This window comes from Croceicoccus sp. (assembly GCF_983967925.1).
This window is the reverse complement of the sequence record NZ_CFETID010000021.1, coordinates 15,674-35,170: the sequence shown is the minus strand read 5'-3', so window position 1 is coordinate 35,170 and position 19,497 is coordinate 15,674. Positions and strand designations below refer to the sequence as shown.

Below are 19,497 nucleotides of genomic sequence, written 5' to 3'. Positions count from 1 at the left end.
TTATTCGGCGGACGCCGTCTCGTCGCGCACCCATTGCTTCTTGCCGGGCACCTTGACGGGTTCGCTTCCCTGCTTCGCCAGCTGCGCTTCGCGCGCGGCTTTCATCTCGGCGAAATCATCGCCCGCGTGATAGCTCGAGCGCGTTAGCGGGCTTGAGGCCACCTGCAGGAAGCCCTTGGCGCGGGCGATCGAACCCAGCGCGCTGAATTGCTGCGGGGTTACGAAATCGACGACCTTGGCGTGCTTGGGTGTCGGCTGCAGATACTGGCCCATGGTCAGGAAATCGATGTCGGCGCTGCGCATGTCGTCCATCACCTGATGAATTTCCAGACGCTGCTCACCCAGACCCAGCATGATGCCCGACTTGGTAAAGATCGACGGATCGTTCGCCTTCACCTCCTCCAGCAGCCGCAGCGACGCATAATAGCGGGCGCCGGGACGGATCGTGGGATAGAGCCGCGGCACGGTTTCCAGATTATGATTGAACACATCCGGCCGCGCCTCGCAGATCGCCTTGATCGCGGGCTTCATCTTGCCGCGGAAATCGGGCGTCAGAATCTCGATCGTGGTGTTGGGCGCACGCTTGCGCAGTTCCTCGATCACCTTGACGAAATGACCCGCACCGCCGTCGGGCAGGTCGTCGCGGTCGACCGAGGTGATGACGATATGTTCAAGCCCCATCTCGCCGGCGGCGACGGCGACGTTCACCGGCTCCATCGGATCGACCATGCGCGGCATGCCGGTCTTGACGTTGCAGAACGCGCAGGCGCGCGTGCACACGTCGCCCAGGATCATCACCGTCGCGTGTTTCTTGGTCCAGCACTCGCCAATGTTCGGGCAGGCCGCTTCCTCGCACACCGTGTTCAGCTTGAGGTCGCGCATCAGGCGCCGCGTTTCGGCGTAACCCTTGCTGGTCGGCGCCTTCACGCGAATCCAGTCGGGCTTGCGCTGGATCGGGGGACGCATATCGGCAGGTTTGGTGATCTCGTTCATGATGGTCACATAAGCCGACCGGTGCCGGGCCGCAACATCATGCTGCTTGCAAGGTGCAGGACGCGGATGCAAAGAACGCATCATGACCGATTCACCTGTCCAGTCCGCCCTCACCCAAGGCTATCTACGATTTCGTGAAAAGAGCTGGCATCCGCAGCGCGATCGCTGGATGCAGCTTAAGGAAGGGCAGTCTCCCAAGGTGATGGTGATCGCCTGTTCCGACAGCCGGGTCGATCCCAGCCAGATCTTTGACGTCGACCCGGGCGAGATATTCGTGGTCCGCAATGTCGCCGCGATGGTTCCTCCCTTCGAAACGACGCCCGGCCATCACGGCGTGTCGGCGGCGCTGGAATTCGCGGTGCAGGTGCTGGAGGTCGAGGAAGTGCTGGTGCTGGGCCACGGCATGTGCGGCGGCTGCAAGGCGGCGCTTACGCAATCGATGCATGGCGCGGAACCGGGGCGCGGCGGTTTCATCGCCGATTGGATCGAACTGCTCGACGACGCCCGCGACGAGGTGGCGCACAAGCATGGCACCGAAACGCGAGAGGCAGAGCGCGAGATGGAGCTGGCCGCCGTCAGGGTTTCGATCGAGAACCTTCGCACGTTCCCTTGCGTCAATGCCAAGGAAGCCAAGGGCACGCTTCGCCTGCGCGGCGCTTTCTTCGCGATTTCCGACGGTATCCTCCACTGGCTCGACGAAGGTTCCGGCAAGTTCAATCCCGTCCGCTGACCTAAGTCATGAGGACAGAGCCTGGCGCGGCCGAACCGCGCCATCCGCTGCAGATTCACGATTACCGGCTGTTCTGGGTCGCGCGCTTCGCCGGGGTCATCGCGACGCTGTCGATGGTCGTTGTGCTTGGCTGGCAGGTCTATGACATAGCGCGCAGCGATTACGGGATGAGTCGCTCGCTCGCCGCGTTTCAGCTTGGGCTGCTGGGCGCGGCGCAATTTGTGCCGCTGTTCCTTCTGACGCCTTTCGCGGGCTTTGCCGCCGACCGGTTCGACCGGCGCAAGGTGGCGGTCACTGCGATGCTGCTCGACATGCTGATCGCGGCCGCGCTGGGTTTTGCGACTTGGCATGGTCATCTGACGCTGCCCTTGCTGTTTCTTCTGGCGGGTTTGCACGGAACCGCGCGCGTTTTCTTTGGCCCCGCGATGAACGCATTGGCGCCCAATATCGTCCCTGCAAAGATGATCCCGCGCGCCATCGCGACCAATGCCATCGCCTGGCAATTCGCCACGGTGCTGGGTCCGGCGGCGGGCGGCATGCTCTATGCCGTTTTTCCCAGCTTTCCCTATATCGTGTCGGTTTTCCTGCTGGCGCTCGGCGCATTGCTTGTCGCACTGATCAAGCCGCTGCGGCAACCCGACGTCGACCGCAAGGTCCATCCCATCCGGCAAGTGACCGATGGCTTGCGTTTCGTCTGGAACGACCGTTTCCTGCTGGGCGCGATTTCGCTCGACCTGTTTGCCGTGTTGCTGGGCGGGGTCACGGCGCTGCTGCCCGTGTTTGCGCGCGACATCCTTCAGGTGGGGCCTATCGGTCTGGGCTGGATGCGTGCGGCTCCGGCCTTTGGCGCGGGGATCGTGGCGCTGTGGCTGGCCTGGAAACCGCTTGAACGCAATGTCGGAGTCAAGATGCTCTGGGCGGTCGGGATCTATGGCCTGATGACGGCCCTGTTCGGCGTCTCGCGCGAATTGCTGCTCAGCCTGGCGATGCTGGTCGTGCTGGGCGCGGCGGACATGATATCGGTTTTCGTGCGCGGATCGCTGGTGCAGCTCAACACGCCGGACCACATGCGCGGGCGCGTGTCCTCGATCTCGGGCCTTGCGATATCGGCATCGAACGAGCTGGGCGAGTTGCAATCGGGCGTGGCCGCCGCGCTGATCGGGGCGACGGGGGCGGTTGTTTTCGGCGGAGTCGGGGCGATATTGGTGGTCGTCATCTGGGCGTATGCCTATCCTGAACTCAGGAACGCCCGGACGTTCGCGCCAGCCTATCGCGTCACCGCCGATGGCAAGAGCACAAAAGAGCAGGAAGGAGCCACCACATGAAGGCCGACAATGTCCTCGCCACGATCGGCAACACGCCGCATATCCGCCTTTCGCGCCTGTTTCCGGACCACGAGGTCTGGATAAAGTCCGAACGCGCCAATCCCGGCGGTTCGATCAAGGACCGTATCGCGCTGGCCATGGTCGAAGCGGCCGAGAAGAGCGGCGCGCTGAAGGAAGGCGGCACGATCATTGAGCCGACGTCCGGCAACACCGGTATCGGCCTTGCGATGGTTGCCGCGGTCAAGGGCTACAAGCTAGTTCTTGTCATGCCCGAAAGCATGTCGATCGAGCGCCGCCGCCTGATGCTGGCCTATGGCGCGACTTTCGACCTGACGCCCAAGGAAAAGGGCATGAAGGGCGCGCTGGAACGGGCGCGCGAGTTGATCGACGAGACGCCGGGCGCCTGGATGCCGCAGCAGTTCGAGAATGACGCCAATCCCGAGATCCATGCCAGAACGACCGCGCGCGAAATCATTGCGGATTTTTCGGACAGCCCGATCGATGTGATGATCACGGGCGTCGGAACCGGCGGTCATCTGACGGGCTGCGCCGAAGAGATGAAAGCCGTCTGGCCGACGATGAAGGCCTATGCGGTCGAACCTGCACTTTCGCCGGTGATCTCCGGCGGCCAGCCGGGGCCTCACCCGCTACAGGGTATCGGTGCAGGGTTTATTCCGGAGAACCTGCATACGCGCTCGATCGACGGCGCCATCTCGGTCGACGCGGACGAGGCCAAGGACATGGCCCGCAAATCCGCCGCGATGGAAGGCTTGCTGGTCGGACTGAGTTCCGGTGCGACGCTGGCAGCCATCGCGAAAAAGCTGCCCGAACTGGAAAAGGGCATGCGGGTGCTTGGCTTCAACTACGATACGGGCGAACGCTATCTCTCGGTTCCGGATTTCCTGCCGGATTGAAGTCCGATTTGATCGGTTAGAAAAAGGTCGGCGGGCTGATTTGTCCCGCCGACCTTTTTGTCATGCCCGCAGAAAGCTCTCGGCAGGCATGGCCATGATGACTTCAGCCCCGGCCTGCAGCTTGCGCCGCAGGGCCCCCGCGTCGGGAAGATGGCCCTGCGCGAAATGGCGCGCGCATAGCAGCTTGGCCTCCATGAAAGCCTTGTCGCTCTCGCCGGCCTCCAGCGCGGCGGCAGCGGCCTTCGCCATGCGGAGCCACATCAGCCCGACCGCGACGAGCCCCAAAATGTCCATCAGCATATAGGCCGCGGCCCCGGCGTTATCTGGGTTTTCCGGTGCATTCTGCATCAGCCACATCGCCGCCGCCTTCAATTCGCCATTCGCCTTGCCGAGCGCTTCGGCGATTTCCGCGGCGGCAGGCTCAGAGCCCGCTTCGGCGATTTCGCCGTCGACCAGCGCAAGGAACGACTGGATCGCCCTGCCGCCTTTCATTGGCAATTTGCGTCCGACGAGGTCCATGGCCTGAATGCCGTTCGCGCCTTCGTAGATCATCGCGATCCGGGCATCGCGGACGAACTGCTCCATGCCGTTCTCGGCGATATAGCCATGGCCGCCCCAGACCTGCTGCATCTGGGTCGAGACTTCATAGCCCCAGTCCGTTCCGACGGCCTTCACCACCGGGGTGAGCAACTGGATCAGATCGTCGGCCTGAACCCGCTCGTCCTCGCTCTCGGCATGGTGCGCCAGATCGGTCAGCAGGCCGGTCCACAGGATCAGCGCGCGCAGTCCTTCGGTCTTGGCACGCGCATCCATCAGCAGGCGGCGAACGTCGGGATGGACGACCAGCAGGTCGGCGCTCTGCTCCGGCTCCTGCGGGCCTGTGAGTGCCCTGCCCTGACGTCGGTCGAGGGCATAGGAAGCGCCGTTCTGATACGCCACCTCTGCCTGCCCGAGGCCCTGCAGCCCAACCCACAGCCGCGCCGCATTCATCATGATGAACATGGCGGCCAGACCCTGATGCTCGCCGCCGATCAGCCAGCCCTTTGCGCCGTCATAGTTCATGACGCAGGTGCAGCTGCCGTGGATGCCCATCTTTTCCTCGATGGAGCCGCACGACAGGCTATTCCGCTCGCCGGGTTCGCCGTTCTCGTCGGGGATGAACTTGGGCACGATGAACATCGAGATGCCCTTCGAACCCTTCGGCGCATCGGGCAGGCGGGCAAGGACGAGGTGGACGATATTGCCCGCCATGTCATGCTCACCGCACGAGATGAAGATCTTGGTGCCGGTGATCGCAAAGCTGCCGTCGCCGTTCGGCTCCGCGCGCGTCCGAAGAAGTCCCAGATCGGTGCCGGCATGCGGTTCGGTCAGGTTCATCGTGCCGGTCCACTCGCCCGACGTCAGCTTGGCGAGATAGGTCGCCTTCTGCTCGTCGCTGCCGCGCGCGACGACGGCGCGGATGGCGCCATCGGTGAGGCCCGGATACATGGCGAGCGACATATTGGCACCCGACAGGAATTCCTCGACCGCCACGCCGATGGCATGCGGCAGGGCCTGCCCGCCATAGGCCTCGGGCGCGGTCAGCGTGGTCCACCCGCCCTCGCACATCTGGCGATAGGCGTTGGCAAAGCCCTCCGGCACGGTCACGGAGCCGTCTTCGTGCCGCGTGCAGCCCTGCCGGTCGCCCACCTCGTTCAGCGGGGCAAAAACCTCCGCCGCGAACTTTCCGGCCTCCGACAGGATCGGTTCGATCATGTCGGCATCGAGCGCTTCGAAACCCGGCTTCGCGGCATGATCCGGCAGCCTCAACACATGTTCGAGATTGAAAATCGTATCGCGCAGCGGCGCGGTGTAATCGGCCATGGTGGCCCGCTCCTCTCTAGTTACTGACAGTTATGTCAATTTATATGGCCTTTGGTCTTATTCTTCGATCATTTCCAGCCCTTCGTTCGTCACCCGGCGATAGAAACAGCTTCGCCTGCCCGTGTGACAGGCGGGGCCTGCAGGCGCCACCCGAAACAAGAGGCAATCCTGATCGCAGTCGACCAGGATCTCCGACACTTCCAGCATATTGCCCGACGTCTCGCCCTTCTTCCAAAGCCTGTTGCGCGACCTCGACCAGAAATGGGCGAGCCCCGTCTTGCGCGTCAGATCGAGCGCTTCACTGTTCATATAGGCGACCATCAGGATCGCATTGTCCTGCTTATCGACGCAGATCGCGGTGATGAGCCCGTCCTCATCGAACCGTGGGCGGAATTGCAAAGTGGTATCGGCGGCCTGATCGCCCATGGGGTAATGTCCTTGGTGTACGCGCATGATCGCGCGCACAAATGTTGCAAAAGAAACACAGCGTTGCATGATTTCCATGATTGCTGCGGGATTCTACTTTTCAAATCGCACTCTACACGCGACAACGCAATCACGGCTTGAGGGAGCCGGACCCGCTCGAAGCAGCGGTCGACGTTGTCGCAGAGCAGGTTGCTATAGCGGTCAGCGTTCAGGGAAAACGGCGTGCCGGGGGGCGCGCCGGACCAACGGCCGGAACAGCCGCTCGGGACCTAGGTCCCTGATGCGCATTTCGGCCGAACGTCACGCTGGCGCTCGGGGCTTCGGTCCCGGGCGCCAACTTTTTATGGCGATTCGTGATCCGCTTCCAAGGTTACGGCCATCCTTTCGAGCGGTACGCGTGCGTAGCAGGCGATCACGACGCGCGCCGCGCCCGCTTTCTTTAGGGCGGCAACACAGGCATCGGTCGTGGCACCGCTTGTCACCACGTCATCGATCAGAACAATGTCGCGTCCTTCGATATCGAATCGCGCTTTGGGCGAGACGATGATCGCACCCTCCAATGCCTCACGCCGTTCCGCGCTGCCCAGCCCGTCGAGCGACGGCGTCTTTCTGATCCGCCGCAGTGCGTCGGGCGCAATATCCCAGTGCTTCTGCGCGGCGAAGGCCTTGGCCAGCAGGGCGGACTGGTTATATCCCCGTTTCCACATTCGGGTGAAATGCAATGGTACCGGGATGACGAGCGGGTCCTCCGGTTCCGCAATCGCTGCGGCGGAAAAGCGCAAAGCCATAAATCGTCCCATCGGCCCGGCCTGTGCGAATTTGCCGCCATGCTTCAATGCCAGCAATAGCTCTCTCGAGACAGCGCCATAGATCGACGCGGCGGCAATGCCGTCATGCAGGGGCGCCTGCAATGCGCATCGGCCGCAAAGCTGCTCGGGCGTGCTCTCATCGCTCGCCAAGGGTATCTGGCAGAGGCGACAGGCGGGCTGGCCGGGCAATCCCAGTTTCGGCCAGCAGGTTCCACACAGGCGCTCGTCGAAATCACTCATGCTCCCGATGACTTCGCCGCCGCAGCAGGGGCAGCGCGGCGGAAAGGCGAAATCGACAATCGGGGCAAGGGCTTGGCGAAGGATCATCGGGAAGAGCCATGCATGGATTGCGTTGAAATTTCCTCTATCTCGCCGCGCCAAGCTTGCGCCGATACGCTCGCGGCTGCAACAGGCGGGCGATGGATATCCCGCCTTCTCCGCCCCGCATCTTCTCGAAATCGCGCCGAATCGCGGCGCGCCTACGCATGGAGAGCCTGCGGATGAAGGGCGGCGGGGTGATGACGGTCGCTCGGGAATTGGCAGAGGATGTCGTCGACCGGATCGGTTTCCTGCGAGAGGATTTCGATACGGCCTTGGTACTGGGCGACCGGACGGGCAGTCTGATCAGCCATCTTGAAGCCGAAGGTACCAAGGTTACCGCGGCCGATCCCGCTCCCCTGCCCGGTCTGCTTGCTGTCGATGAAGAGGCGCCATTGCCGGACGGGCCCTATGCGCTGATCGCCACGCTGGGAATGCTCGATACGGTGAACGATCTGCCGGGTGCGCTGGTGCTGATGCGCCGCGCGCTCAGGCCGGGCGGCCTGATGATCGCAAGTTTCGCGGCGGCGGGCAGCCTGCCGATCCTGCGCGGCGCAATGCTGGAAGCGGACGGCGACCGCCCAGCCCCGCGCATTCATCCGCAGGTCGACGTGCGCGCGGCGGGACAATTGCTCACCCGTATCGGATTTGCCGACCCCGTGGTCGACGGCTGGGGCTTCGACGTCGGTTTCGACAGTTTCGAGCAGGCTGTGTCAGATCTGCGCGCGCAGGCGATGGGTAATGTGCTGAACAATGCCGGGCCGCCCCTGACCCGCACGGGCCTGGCCGCTGCCAAGGCCCGATTCGAAGCGTCGCGGGACCCCGACGGGCTGATCCGCGAACGCTTCGAATTCGTGACGCTTACGGGACGGAACCCCGTCCCGCACGTACCGTATTAGTCCGCCAGCGTTGCCTGCGCCGCGGCCAGCCGGGCGATCGGCACGCGGTAGGGTGATGCGGATACGTAATCGAGACCGGTCTTTTCGCAGAAAGCGATCGATGCCGGGTCGCCGCCATGCTCTCCACAAATGCCGAGCTTGATATCAGGCCGTGTCTTGCGGCCTCGCTCGGCGGCCATCTCGACCAGTTGTCCGACCCCTTCGATGTCTAGGCTGACGAACGGATCGCGGGGGTAGATACCCTTGTCGACATAGGGCGTCAGGAAGCGCCCGGCATCGTCGCGGCTGACGCCCAGGGTTGTCTGGGTCAAATCATTGGTGCCGAACGAGAAGAATTCGCCCTCCTCGGCAATCGCATCGGCCATGAGCGCGGCGCGGGGCAGTTCGATCATCGTGCCGACCAGATATTCCAGCGTACGCCCCTTGTCCCCGAACACCTGCTTCGCCACCCGGTCGACAAGCGCGCGCAGGATTTCCAGCTCGCGCTTGGTCGCCACCAGCGGGATCATCACTTCCGGCACGGGTGCGTCGCCGCTTTCCTCGGCGACTTCACAGGCGGCCTCAAAAATGGCGCGAACCTGCATTTCGTAGATTTCGGGGAAGGTGATCCCCAGCCGGCAACCGCGATGGCCCAGCATCGGATTCAGCTCGTGAAGCTCACCCGCACGGCGCTTGAGGTGATCGACGCCATATCCCGTGGCTTCGGCCAGTTCCACGAATTCATCGTCGCCATGCGGCAGGAATTCGTGAAGCGGCGGATCGAGCAGCCGGATGGTGACCGGAAGACCGGCCATTTCGGTGAAGATCGACTTGAAGTCGCTGCGCTGCTCGGGAAGCAGCTTGGCGAGCGGCTTGCGGCGGCCCGCCTCGTCCTCGGCCAGGATCATTTCCCGAACACTGGAAATGCGCGAGGCGTCGAAGAACATGTGCTCGGTCCGGCATAGCCCGACGCCCTCGGCGCCGAACTGGCGTGCCATGCGGCAATCGGCGGGCGTTTCGGCGTTCGCACGTACTTTCATGCGCCGCATCGCGTCGGCCCACTCCATCAACGTGGCGAAATCGCCGACCAGTTCCGGCTCGATCGTCGGCACCGCGCCCTTCATCACTTCGCCGGTCCCGCCGTCGAGCGTGATGATATCGCCCTCGCTGAGCTCCACGCCGCCGATGCGCGCGATCTTGGTCCGGCGGTCGATCGACAGGGCGGACGCGCCGGATACGCAAGGACGGCCCATGCCGCGCGCCACCACTGCGGCGTGGCTGGTCATGCCGCCGCGCGCCGTCAGGATGCCCTTGGCAGCATGCATGCCGTGAATATCCTCGGGGCTGGTTTCCACGCGTACGAGGATGACCGCCTCGCCCCGCTCCGCCATCTGTTCGGCGGTATCGGCATCGAACACGACCGCGCCCGACGCGGCGCCGGGCGAGGCGGGCAGACCGACCGTCATCACTTCGCGCGGAGCGTCGGGATCGAGTGTCGGGTGCAGCAACTGGTCGAGCGCCATCGGATCGATGCGCTTCACGGCATCCGCCTCGGAGATCAGGCCTTCGGCCACCATGTCGACCGCCATCTTGAGCGCGGCCTTGGCGGTGCGCTTGCCCGTGCGGGTTTGCAGCATCCACAGCTTGCCCTGCTGCACGGTGAACTCGATATCCTGCATGTCGCGGTAATGGTTTTCGAGTAGATCGAACACGCGCGCCAGTTCCGCATAGGCCTGCGGCATGGACTCTTCCATCGAGGGGAGCTGCGCTCCCGCTTCCTCGCGCGCAGCCTTGGTCAGATATTGCGGCGTGCGGATCCCCGCGACGACGTCCTCGCCTTGGGCATTGATCAGATATTCGCCGTAATAGGCCTTTTCGCCCGTCGCCGGATCGCGGGTGAAGGCGACGCCCGTAGCGCTGGTGTCACCCATGTTTCCGAACACCATCGCCTGAATATTGACCGCGGTGCCCCATCCGCCGGGAATGCCGTTCAGACGGCGATAGATCTTGGCGCGTTCGCTGTCCCAGCTGCCAAAGACGGCGGCAATCGCGCCCCATAGCTGATCGTTGACGTCCATCGGGAACGGGCGGCCAAGCTCGTCTTCGGCAATGGTCTTGTATTGCGCGACCAATGCTTTCCAGTCGGCGGCGGTCAGTTCGATATCGGCGGAATAGCCGTTGTCTTCCTTGGCGATCTCCAGCGCTTCCTCAAACAATCCATGATCGAGGCCGAGCACAACGTCCGAATACATCTGGATGAAACGGCGATAGCTGTCCCATGCGAAACGCTCGTCACCCGAGACCGATGCCAGCCCCTGCACCGTCTCGTCATTCAGGCCGAGGTTCAGCACAGTGTCCATCATGCCGGGCATGGAAACGCGCGCGCCGGACCGGACCGACACGAGCAGCGGATCGGCGGCGTCGCCGAAGGATTTGCCCACCGTCCGCTCGATATGGGTCAGCGCACTGGCGACATCGGCGCGAAGCTGGTCGTCGAAATTGGCGCCCTCTGCCAGATATTTGACGCACATTTCGGTGGTGATGGTGAAGCCCGGAGGAACCGGCAGCCCAATCGACGCCATCTCGGCAAGGTTTGCGCCCTTGCCACCCGTGATGGTCTTGTCCTTGGCGCGCGGATCGTCCGTTTCCGCACCTCCGCCGAAGGTGTAAACATATTGCGTCATCTGGTCTCAAGCTCCCCGACCGTTAATGGCATGTATGTTGCGCTGCAGCAGGTCGTTAGCAAGTCGCCCGTTTAGGGTGGACCGCTTTGCAACAGGACAAGGCAATGTTGCTTAAATGCATGGCGTCAGCTCTCGATCCGCGCGAAATCCGCCACCTTGTGCACTGCAGCACGGAAATGATCGAGCAAGGCAAGTCGCGCCTCGCGCTTTGCCGGGTCCGGATCGTTCACCGTGACATTGTCGAAGAACGCATCGATCGGCCCCCGCAGCGACGCAAGCGCGGCCATGGCCTCCTCGAAACGTTCGTCTGCAATAGCGCTGCTGGCCGCGGGTTCGGCCCTGTTCAGCGCCTCGATCAGCGCGGATTCGGCCGGTTCGGTGTCGTAATCGGGCCGTACATGACCACGCTGCGCCACGATTGAGCCCAGTTCGGGGTCGTCAACCAGCGCAAGCGGGTCTTCCTCGCCTGTGCGTGCGATGCGGTTGCCGCTGCCCTCGTAGCCTTCCTTCTTCAAAATATTGGCCGCGCGCTTGTAGCCGGCAAGCAGGTTCGCCCCGTCCTCGCTTTCCATGAAACTTTGCAGCGCGTGAACGCGGGCGAGCAGGCGGACGAGATCGTCCTCTCCGCCCAATGCAAAGACTGCATCGATCAGGTCATGGCGAACACCCGCCTCGCGCTGCTGGACCTTGAGGCGGTCGGCGAAGAAATCGAGCAGATCGCCTTCCGCGATGGACAGGCGCAGACCGTTCCGGGTCACGGTGCGAATGACGCCCAGCGCCGCGCGGCGCAAGGCGAACGGATCCTTCGAACCGGTCGGCTTTTCATCAATGGCGAAAAAGCTGCGCAAGTTATCCAGCTTGTCGGCCAGCGACACCGTCACGGTCACCGGCGCGGTGGGAACGTCATCGCCCTGCCCCACCGGCTTGTAATGATCGCGGATGGCGTCCGATACGGCGTCTGGCAAACCCTCGGCTCGGGCGTAATATCCGCCCATAAGGCCCTGCAATTCAGGAAATTCCCCGACCATTTCGGTGACCAGATCGGCCTTGGCCAGCCGCGCGGCCTGCTCCGCCAGCGCGGGATCGGCACCGGGCACGATGCCTTCCTCCGCCAGCCAGCGAGCCAGCGTCGCGACGCGCTCCACCTTGTCGGCGACGGTGCCGAGTTTCTCGTGGAAGGTGATCCGCTCCAGCTTTCTGGCCTGCTGTTCCAGCGGCACCTTGCGGTCGGTGTCCCAGAAGAAGCGCGCATCGGACAGGCGTGCGGCCAGCACCTTGCGGTTGCCGTCGACCACCACGGCGGGATCGCTTGCTCTGATGTTTGCGGTGCAAACGAACGCATTGGCCAGATTACCGGCACAGTCCTCGCACACGAAATATTTCTGGTTCACCCGCGCGGTCAGCTGGATGACTTCGGGCGGCACATCCAGAAACGCCTCGTCGAACCGGCCGAGCAAGGGTTCGGGCCATTCGGTCAGGCCCGCATTCTCGATGACCAGACCCTCGTCCTCGACCAGCGTCAGGCCAACCGCTTCCGCAGCCTCTTTCGCCTTGGTCCGGATGATGTCCTGTCGTTCCGCGTGATCGACGATGACATGGCAGGCGCGCAGCTTTTCAGCGTAATCGGAGGCGCCGCCGATCGTCACCTCGCCGCTGTGGTGGAAGCGGTGCCCGACCGTGGCAAAACCAGAGGCGACGCCGCCCACTTCGCAAGGCACAAGATCCTCGCCCAGTATGGCAACGATGCCCTGCAGCGGGCGGACCCAGCGCAGGCTTTCGGTGCTGATGGAGGCCTTCCCCCAGCGCATCGACTTCGGCCATGGGAAGGCGCGGATGATCGCGGGAATGGCTTCGGCAAGCACATCGGCGACCTTGCGCCCCGGCACGTTCCTCACCGCGAACCAGGTGTTGCGGCCTTTCACCTCGCGCAGTTCCAGCTGATCACGCGTGACGCCGTTCTTCTTGCAGAACCCGTCGATCGCCGCATCGGGCGCGCCTTCGGGCGGACCCTTGGCTTCCTCGCTAACGGCTTCGGTCTGTTCGGGGAGATCGGCGGCGATCAGCGCAAGGCGGCGCGGCGTGCTCCAGACGGTGATGGCACCGGTCTCGACACCGGCCCCGTCCATCTCGGCCCTGAACAGCCGTTCCAGATCGGCGCGGGCGCCTGCCTGCATGCGCGCGGGGATTTCCTCGCAAAGGAGTTCAAGCAGAAAGTCGCTCATGCCGCCCACTCCGGATAGTCCGCGGCCCACTGGTCGGCGTATTTCGCCATATAGGCCTCGCACGATCCGCGCGCGAGGTCGCGGACCTGTCCCATATAGCTGGCACGCTCCTGCACGCTGATCACGCCGCGCGCCTGCAGCAGGTTGAAGATATGGCTCGTCTCGATCGCCTGCTCGTATGCGGGGATCGGCAGGCCCTTGTCGAGGCACAGGCGGCATTCGGCAGCCGCCTTGCGGAACAGGTCGAACAGCGCGTCGGTGTCGGCGATCTCGAAATTCCAGGTGCTCATCTGGCGTTCGTTTTCAAGGAACACGTCGCCATAGGTCACGCCCTGCGAATTGAACGCAAGGTCATAGACGTTGTCGACGCCTTGGATATACATCGCCAGCCGTTCGAGCCCGTAGGTCAGTTCGCCCGCCACCGGCTTGCAGTCATAGCCGCCCATCTGCTGGAAATAGGTGAACTGCGTCACCTCCATCCCGTCACACCAGACTTCCCAGCCCAGCCCCCAGGCGCCCAGCGTGGGGCTTTCCCAGTCATCCTCGACGAAGCGGATGTCGTGCTTCAGCGGATCGACGCCGATCACGCGCAGGCTGTCGAGATACCAGTCCTGGATCTGCGGCGGACTGGGCTTCAGGACCACCTGATACTGGTAATAGTGCTGCAGCCGGTTCGGATTTTCGCCATAGCGGCCATCGGTCGGGCGGCGGCACGGCTGGACGAAGGCGGCGTTCCACGGCTGCGGCCCCAATGCGCGCAGTGTCGTGGCGGGGTGGAAAGTGCCCGCGCCCATGCGCATATCATAGGGCTGAAGGATCAGGCATCCCTTGGCGCTCCAGAAATCGTGGAGCGTGAGGATCATGTCCTGAAACGACAGGACGGCTTTGGAGGCGCTTTCGTTCATCGTCGCGGCAATGGCGAAGCGCTAGGAATGCGTCAACTGTCGTTCGCATGGCTGTGCCGACGACGGGGCTGATCGAACTGGAAGGATGATCGCAAGGTGAATATCAAACGGGTCGCTTCGGCCTTTCGAAAACGGTTCATGCGCCTTGCCGCGCCGCTTGCGGGCATCGGCCTGCTGGCGTCTCCATCGGTCGCCATGGCCGAGGACGTGGTCGAACTGGACCGGTCCGACGCCGATCCGGCGCTGTGGAAGCTGTCGGACGACGACACCACCGTCTGGCTGTTCGGCACGATGCACGCGCTGAAACCCGATCTGGTGTGGTTCGACGATGCCGTCAGCGAGGCGTTTTCCGGTTCGGAAGAGCTGGTGATCGAGATGCTGGAGCCCGACATGGCGACGATGCAGCAGGTCGTGGGGTCGAGCGCCTTGTATGCCGATGGCAGCACCCTGTCCGAACGACTCAGCGCTGAACAGCGCACGCTGGTGGCCGAAAGCGCCGCGACGCTGGGCATACCGATGCAGGCCATTGACCGTATGAAGCCGTGGTTTGCTGCCGTCACCCTCTCCGCAGCGCCGCTCGCCAAGCTGGGTTATGATCCCAAGTCGGGTGCCGAGGCCGTGCTTCAGGGTTCTGCGCGCGAACAGGGCAAGACGATCAAGGGGCTTGAGACTTTCGAGCAGCAGATGGGTTTCTTCTCCAGCCTGCCCGAGGAACAGCAGATCGCCTTCCTGATGGAATCGGCCAGTTCGCTGGCCGAAGCGGAAGAGGTCTATGCCGAGTCGGAGAGGGCGTGGGGCGCAGGCGACATCGCCGCGACCGAAAAGCTGATCAATGACGGGCTGGAGGAAACGCCCGACGTCTATGACGTGCTGATCGCCCGGCGCAACCGCAACTGGGCCGACTGGATCGAACAGCGCATGGGGCAGCCCGGAAACGTATTCGTCGCGGTGGGCGCGGGTCATCTGGCCGGTCCCGACAGCGTGCAGGCCGTCCTTGCCCAGCGCGGTCTGACGGTCCAGCGCGTCGAATATTGATGCATCCGTTCCTGCTGATCAGGCTTCTGCTGCTTGCACCGCTGGCCCTTGTGGCGGCGGCGTGCCAGCAGGCAGAGGCGCCGGGCGGCGATCCCGCGCTGTACCGGATCGACCGGCCCGGTGCCGCGCCCGATGCACAAGCGGCAGGCTGGCTGTTCGGGACGATCCATGCCCTGCCGGAAGGCACGCAGTGGCGCAGACCGGCCATTGAAAAGGCGCTTGCGCAATCGGGCGTGCTGATCGTGGAGATTGCCGACCTCGACCCCGCGAAGGTGCGGGATACATTCGCAAGGTTGTCGATCGACACGGCCCTGCCGCCGCTGGAACAAAGGGTCGCTCCCGAATACAGGGATGAGCTTGAGGAATTGCTGGACGAGGCGGGCGTGAATGCGCGTCAGTTCCGGCATGTCGAAAGCTGGGCGGCCGCCATTTCGCTATCCGCGCTGATGCAGGGAAAGTCAGGCATGGATGCCGGTGAAGGCGTCGACCGTGCGTTGATAGCGGATTATGCGCCCCGCCCCGTATCTGGCCTCGAAACCGTGGAAGGGCAGTTCGCGATCTTCGACCGGCTTGACGCGGCGGCGCAGCAGGACCTGCTTGAATCTCTGCTGGAAACCGAAGACCAGGATCCGTCCGAGATGACGAGTGCATGGCTGGCCGGCGATACCGACGCCCTCGCCGGCCTGATGGATCTGGGTCTTGGCGACGGCGAGAGCGAGCTGTCGCTGCGCAAGGCCTTGCTGACCGACCGGAACCGGAGCTGGATCGGACCCATCGTCGCGGCCATGGAGCGCGGTGACAGGCCCTTCGTGGCCGTCGGGGCCGGCCATGTCGGGGGAAGCGACGGCCTGATCGCGCTTCTTGAGGGCGAAGGCTGGACCGTCACGCGCGTCCGATAGCCCGCTTTCGCCTTGCCTTTGCGCCCTATCCAGCCTATGGGCGCGCCCTTCCCGCACCGCATGGTCATCCCTGGAGGCGTTCGGCGCGGGATTTGTTGAACCCGATTTATTCATAAAGGTCCAAGGTAATGAGCGATCAGATGACCCTGGCGGCCGAGACGCGCGACAAGGCAGGCAAGGGAGCCTCCCGCGCACTGCGTCGTGACGGCCGTGTCCCCGCTGTGATCTACGGCGGCAAGGAAGAACCCACCACCATTCACGTCGAGGAGCGCGCCCTTGTGAAGCTGCTCGGCACCGGCCACTTCTCCAACTCGATCGTGATGGTCGATGTCGGCGGCAAGTCGGTCCGCACCCTTCCCAAGGACGTCGCGTTCCATCCCGTGAGCAGCCGCCCGCTGCATGTCGACTTCCTGCGCCTTGGCAAGAACGCCAAGGTCGACGTCGCCGTGCCGGTCGTCTTCGTGAACGAGGAAGCATCGCCCGGCCTGAAGCGCGGCGGTGTTCTGAACATCGTGCGCCACGAGCTTGAACTGGTCTGCGAAGCGGACAAGATCCCCGATCAGATCGAGATCGACGTGACCGGCAAGGATGTCGGCGATTCGATCCACATCAGCCACGTCTCGCTGCCCGCGGGCTCGGAAAGCGCGATCACCGACCGTGACTTCACCATCGCCACGCTGGTCGCTCCCTCGGCTCTCAAGAAGAGCGAAGGCGCGGAAGCCAATGCCGACGAAGCCGATGCGGAAGAAGTCCCCGCAACGGAGCAGAACGGCGAGGATTGATCCTTACCGTTTTCGGCAGAAAACACGAAGCGCCGGTCCCGTTCATGCGGGGCCGGCGTTTTCTTTTGCGCCAATAGGCGCTAACGGCCCTTGCCATGCAGCTTTGGGTAGGTCTTGGGAATCCGGGCGGGAAATACGCGCTCAACCGGCATAATGTCGGCTATATGGCATGCGACACGATCGCCGAGGTGCATGGCTTTGCGCCGCCGCAGAAGAAATTCCAGGGCTGGCTGTCCGAGGGGCGGATCGGCGGCGAAAAAATTCTGCTGCTGAAACCCGCGACCTTCATGAACGAAAGCGGGCGCAGCGTCGGCGAGGCGCTGCGTTTCTACAGGCTTACCCCGGACGATCTGACCGTATTCCACGACGAGCTGGACCTTGCGCCCATGAAGGTGAAGGTCAAGCAGGGCGGCGGCACCGCCGGTCACAACGGTCTGCGCAGCATCGACCAGCACATGGGCCGTGATTTCCGCCGCATCCGGATCGGTATCGGCCATCCCGGCCACAAGGATCGGGTTACCGGCCATGTCCTCGGCAATTATGCCAAGGCGGAGCAGGACGATCTGGTCACCATGCTGGGCGCCATCGCATCGGAAGCCGAATGGCTTGCGAAAGGGGATGACGTGCGTTTCATGAACGATGTCGCGCTGCGCCAGCAATAGCAGGCCGGTCAGCGGGCGTTCAGCGCGGATATGCGATATATACGCAGATGTCGTGACCGAACCGCGAGATCTAGTTGACCTCTATTCGCAAGGCCATGGGTCATCCGGCCCCTTGCACTATCCGGCCCGACTTGCTTGAATGGGCCTCCCCCTTCGGGAAACGCGTCAATCGCAGGTTCGTGAACCTCTGGCGCAATTCAGGCATCGGCAATCTATTGTCCGGCCTCCGCCGGACAGCGCCGTATCGTTTTGAACAGATGTTTCTAAAGACAAAGGACTGAACGAATGAAATTTGCCAAGCTCGCCGCCGCTGCCGCGGCGCTCGCTATCGTGCCCGCCACCGCCCATGCGCAGGAAGCCGCTCCCGCCGCAGCCCCCGCAGCGGTCGAAGTGACGCAGGGCGCATCGGTTACCGGCAATGACGGCAATCCGATCGGCACCGTTTCGCAGGTTTCGGCAGATGCGGCGATCGTGGACACCGGCATGCACAAGATCCCGCTGCCGCTGAATGCGTTCGGCAAGGCCGAAAGCGGCCTGACGCTGAACATCACCAAGACCGAACTGGACGCGACCTTCGCCAAGCAGATGGCCGAAGCCAAGGCCGCGCTCGACGCCGCCATGGTGGCCGGCGCTTCGGTCGGCACCGCCGATGCGCAGACGCTTGGCACCATCGACACCGTCGAAGGCGAAAGCGTCGTTCTGGCTCTTGCCGGCGAAACGCCGCAGAAGATCACGCTGGGCAAGGACATGTTCGCGCTCGACAACAGCGGCAGCGTGATCGTCCTCGCGACGCTGGCGCAGATCGAGGCAGCCATCCCCTCGGAAGGCTGATAACACGGGTATGGCCGGCGACGGCCGCGCGAAAACTCAAGCTCCTGCTGGCAAACTCACACTGGCTATTTCGGGCGTCACCGCCTATCGGGCCTGCCAGATTAGAGATCGGAGTTCATGATGGGTTTTCGTTGCGGCATCGTCGGCCTTCCCAATGTCGGCAAGTCGACGCTTTTCAACGCGCTGACAGAGACGCAGGCCGCACAGGCCGCGAATTACCCTTTCTGCACGATCGAGCCCAATGTCGGGCAGGTCGGCGTTCCCGATGAGCGGCTGGACAAGATCGCCGCCATCGCCAAATCCGAAAAGATCATCCCCACCCAGCTGGCCTTCGTTGATATCGCGGGTCTGGTAAAGGGCGCGTCCAAGGGCGAAGGGCTTGGCAACCAGTTCCTCGGCAATATCCGCGAGGTCGATGCCATCGTGCACGTCCTGCGCTGCTTTGAGGACGACGACATTCAGCATGTCGCCAACAAGGTCGACCCCATCGCCGATGCCGAGGTGGTGGAAACCGAATTGCTGATGAGCGATCTGGAAAGCCTGGAAAAACGCGTGCCCGCCGCCGCCAAGCGCGCGACCGGCGGCGACAAGGAAGCCAAGATCGCGGCCAGCGTGCTGGGGCAGGCGCTGGAACTGCTGCGCGAAGGCAAGCCTGCGCGGCTGACCGAGCCGAGGGACGACGAGGAAGCCCGCGTGTTCGCGCAGGCCCAGCTGCTGACGGCCAAGCCGGTGCTCTATGTCTGCAACGTGGCCGAGGAAGACGCCGCCGAGGGCAATGCGCTGTCGGCCAAGGTGTTCGAAAAGGCCGCTGCCGAGGGTGCGCAGGCCGTCGTCGTGTCCGCCGCGATCGAGAGCGAGATCGTCGCCATGGCACCGGAGGACCGCGCCGAATTCCTCGAAGCCATCGGCCTTGAGGAAAGCGGCCTCGCCCGCGTGATCCGCGCCGGCTACGACCTGCTGCAGCTGAAGACCTTCTTCACCGCCGGGCCCAAGGAAACGCGCGCATGGACGTTCCCATCCGGATCCAAGGCTCCGCAGGCTGCAGGTGAAATCCACACCGATTTCGAACGCGGTTTCATCCGCGCCGAGACCATCGCCTACAACGATTATGTCACCCTCGGCGGCGAAAGTGCCGCGCGCGAGGCGGGCAAATTGCGGCAGGAAGGCAAGGAATATGTCGTGCAGGACGGCGACGTAATGCACTTCAAGTTCAACGTCTGA

The 19,497-nt window shown here is 63.5% G+C and carries 17 protein-coding genes; 10 read left to right on the top strand and 7 right to left on the bottom strand.

What is annotated here, in order from left to right:
• Window positions 1–993, bottom strand: coding sequence for a lipoyl synthase (gene lipA, locus AC4FIJ_RS12280; RefSeq protein WP_490337011.1), 993 nt, complete (start codon window positions 991–993; stop codon window positions 1–3).
• Between the two features lie 82 nt (window positions 994–1,075).
• On the opposite strand from lipA, the gene AC4FIJ_RS12275 reads away from it, so the two are divergent.
• From AC4FIJ_RS12275 to cysK, 3 genes are read left to right on the top strand one after another with little or no spacing between them, the layout of a single operon-like run.
• Window positions 1,076–1,723, top strand: a complete 648-nt coding sequence (locus AC4FIJ_RS12275; RefSeq protein WP_490337010.1) for a carbonic anhydrase — start codon at window positions 1,076–1,078, stop codon at window positions 1,721–1,723.
• A gap of 8 nt (window positions 1,724–1,731) precedes the next feature.
• On the top strand, window positions 1,732–3,048 hold the full coding sequence (locus AC4FIJ_RS12270) for an MFS transporter (protein WP_490337009.1): 1,317 nt from the start codon (window positions 1,732–1,734) through the stop codon (window positions 3,046–3,048).
• Window positions 3,045–3,962: a cysteine synthase A gene (gene cysK, locus AC4FIJ_RS12265; RefSeq protein WP_490337008.1), complete on the top strand. Its 918-nt coding sequence runs from the start codon at window positions 3,045–3,047 to the stop codon at window positions 3,960–3,962. The genes AC4FIJ_RS12270 and cysK overlap by 4 nt, the downstream gene beginning before the upstream one ends.
• A gap of 60 nt (window positions 3,963–4,022) precedes the next feature.
• Here cysK and AC4FIJ_RS12260 read toward each other — a convergent pair whose 3' ends face one another.
• From AC4FIJ_RS12260 to AC4FIJ_RS12250, 3 genes are all read right to left on the bottom strand, one after another.
• Complete coding sequence (locus AC4FIJ_RS12260; RefSeq protein ID WP_490337007.1) at window positions 4,023–5,825, bottom strand: acyl-CoA dehydrogenase C-terminal domain-containing protein; 1,803 nt, start codon at window positions 5,823–5,825, stop codon at window positions 4,023–4,025.
• 57 nt (window positions 5,826–5,882) lie between these two features.
• Window positions 5,883–6,251 carry a phosphoribosyl-AMP cyclohydrolase gene (hisI, locus tag AC4FIJ_RS12255; protein WP_490337006.1) on the bottom strand — a complete coding sequence of 123 codons (369 nt, stop codon included), beginning with the start codon at window positions 6,249–6,251 and terminating at the stop codon, window positions 5,883–5,885.
• A 341-nt stretch (window positions 6,252–6,592) separates the two neighbouring features.
• Complete coding sequence (locus tag AC4FIJ_RS12250; RefSeq protein ID WP_490337005.1) at window positions 6,593–7,387, bottom strand: ComF family protein; 795 nt, start codon at window positions 7,385–7,387, stop codon at window positions 6,593–6,595.
• A 92-nt stretch (window positions 7,388–7,479) separates the two neighbouring features.
• Here AC4FIJ_RS12250 and AC4FIJ_RS12245 point away from each other — a divergent pair, with 92 nt between their 5' ends.
• Window positions 7,480–8,277, top strand: a complete 798-nt coding sequence (locus AC4FIJ_RS12245; protein ID WP_490337004.1) for a methyltransferase domain-containing protein — start codon at window positions 7,480–7,482, stop codon at window positions 8,275–8,277.
• Here AC4FIJ_RS12245 and ppdK read toward each other — a convergent pair.
• From ppdK to AC4FIJ_RS12230, 3 genes are all read right to left on the bottom strand, one after another.
• Entirely contained in the window at window positions 8,274–10,940 is a 2,667-nt protein-coding gene (gene ppdK, locus AC4FIJ_RS12240) for a pyruvate, phosphate dikinase (protein WP_490337003.1), read from the bottom strand. The genes AC4FIJ_RS12245 and ppdK overlap by 4 nt on opposite strands.
• Before the next feature lie 125 nt (window positions 10,941–11,065).
• Entirely contained in the window at window positions 11,066–13,162 is a 2,097-nt protein-coding gene (glyS, locus tag AC4FIJ_RS12235; RefSeq protein WP_490337002.1) for a glycine--tRNA ligase subunit beta, read from the bottom strand.
• Window positions 13,159–14,067, bottom strand: a complete 909-nt coding sequence (locus tag AC4FIJ_RS12230; RefSeq protein WP_490337001.1) for a glycine--tRNA ligase subunit alpha — start codon at window positions 14,065–14,067, stop codon at window positions 13,159–13,161. Before AC4FIJ_RS12230 ends, glyS begins: the two co-directional genes overlap by 4 nt.
• A 96-nt stretch (window positions 14,068–14,163) precedes the next feature.
• Here AC4FIJ_RS12230 and AC4FIJ_RS12225 point away from each other — a divergent pair, with 96 nt between their 5' ends.
• From AC4FIJ_RS12225 to ychF, 6 genes are all read left to right on the top strand, one after another.
• Window positions 14,164–15,102 (top strand): TraB/GumN family protein, encoded by a 939-nt coding sequence (locus AC4FIJ_RS12225; RefSeq protein WP_490337000.1) that lies wholly within the window; start codon window positions 14,164–14,166, stop codon window positions 15,100–15,102.
• Window positions 15,102–16,001: a TraB/GumN family protein gene (locus AC4FIJ_RS12220; protein ID WP_490337032.1), complete on the top strand. Its 900-nt coding sequence runs from the start codon at window positions 15,102–15,104 to the stop codon at window positions 15,999–16,001. Before AC4FIJ_RS12225 ends, AC4FIJ_RS12220 begins: the two co-directional genes overlap by 1 nt.
• 128 nt (window positions 16,002–16,129) lie before the next feature.
• Complete coding sequence (locus AC4FIJ_RS12215; protein ID WP_490336999.1) at window positions 16,130–16,783, top strand: 50S ribosomal protein L25/general stress protein Ctc; 654 nt, start codon at window positions 16,130–16,132, stop codon at window positions 16,781–16,783.
• Window positions 16,784–16,878: 95 nt separating this feature from the next.
• On the top strand, window positions 16,879–17,445 hold the full coding sequence (gene pth / locus AC4FIJ_RS12210) for an aminoacyl-tRNA hydrolase (RefSeq protein ID WP_490336998.1): 567 nt from the start codon (window positions 16,879–16,881) through the stop codon (window positions 17,443–17,445).
• A gap of 285 nt (window positions 17,446–17,730) precedes the next feature.
• Entirely contained in the window at window positions 17,731–18,276 is a 546-nt protein-coding gene (locus AC4FIJ_RS12205) for a hypothetical protein (RefSeq protein ID WP_490336997.1), read from the top strand.
• Window positions 18,277–18,396: 120 nt separating this feature from the next.
• The gene (ychF, locus tag AC4FIJ_RS12200; RefSeq protein ID WP_490337031.1) at window positions 18,397–19,497 is read left to right on the top strand and encodes a redox-regulated ATPase YchF; all 1,101 of its coding nucleotides are present in this window, start codon (window positions 18,397–18,399) and stop codon (window positions 19,495–19,497) included.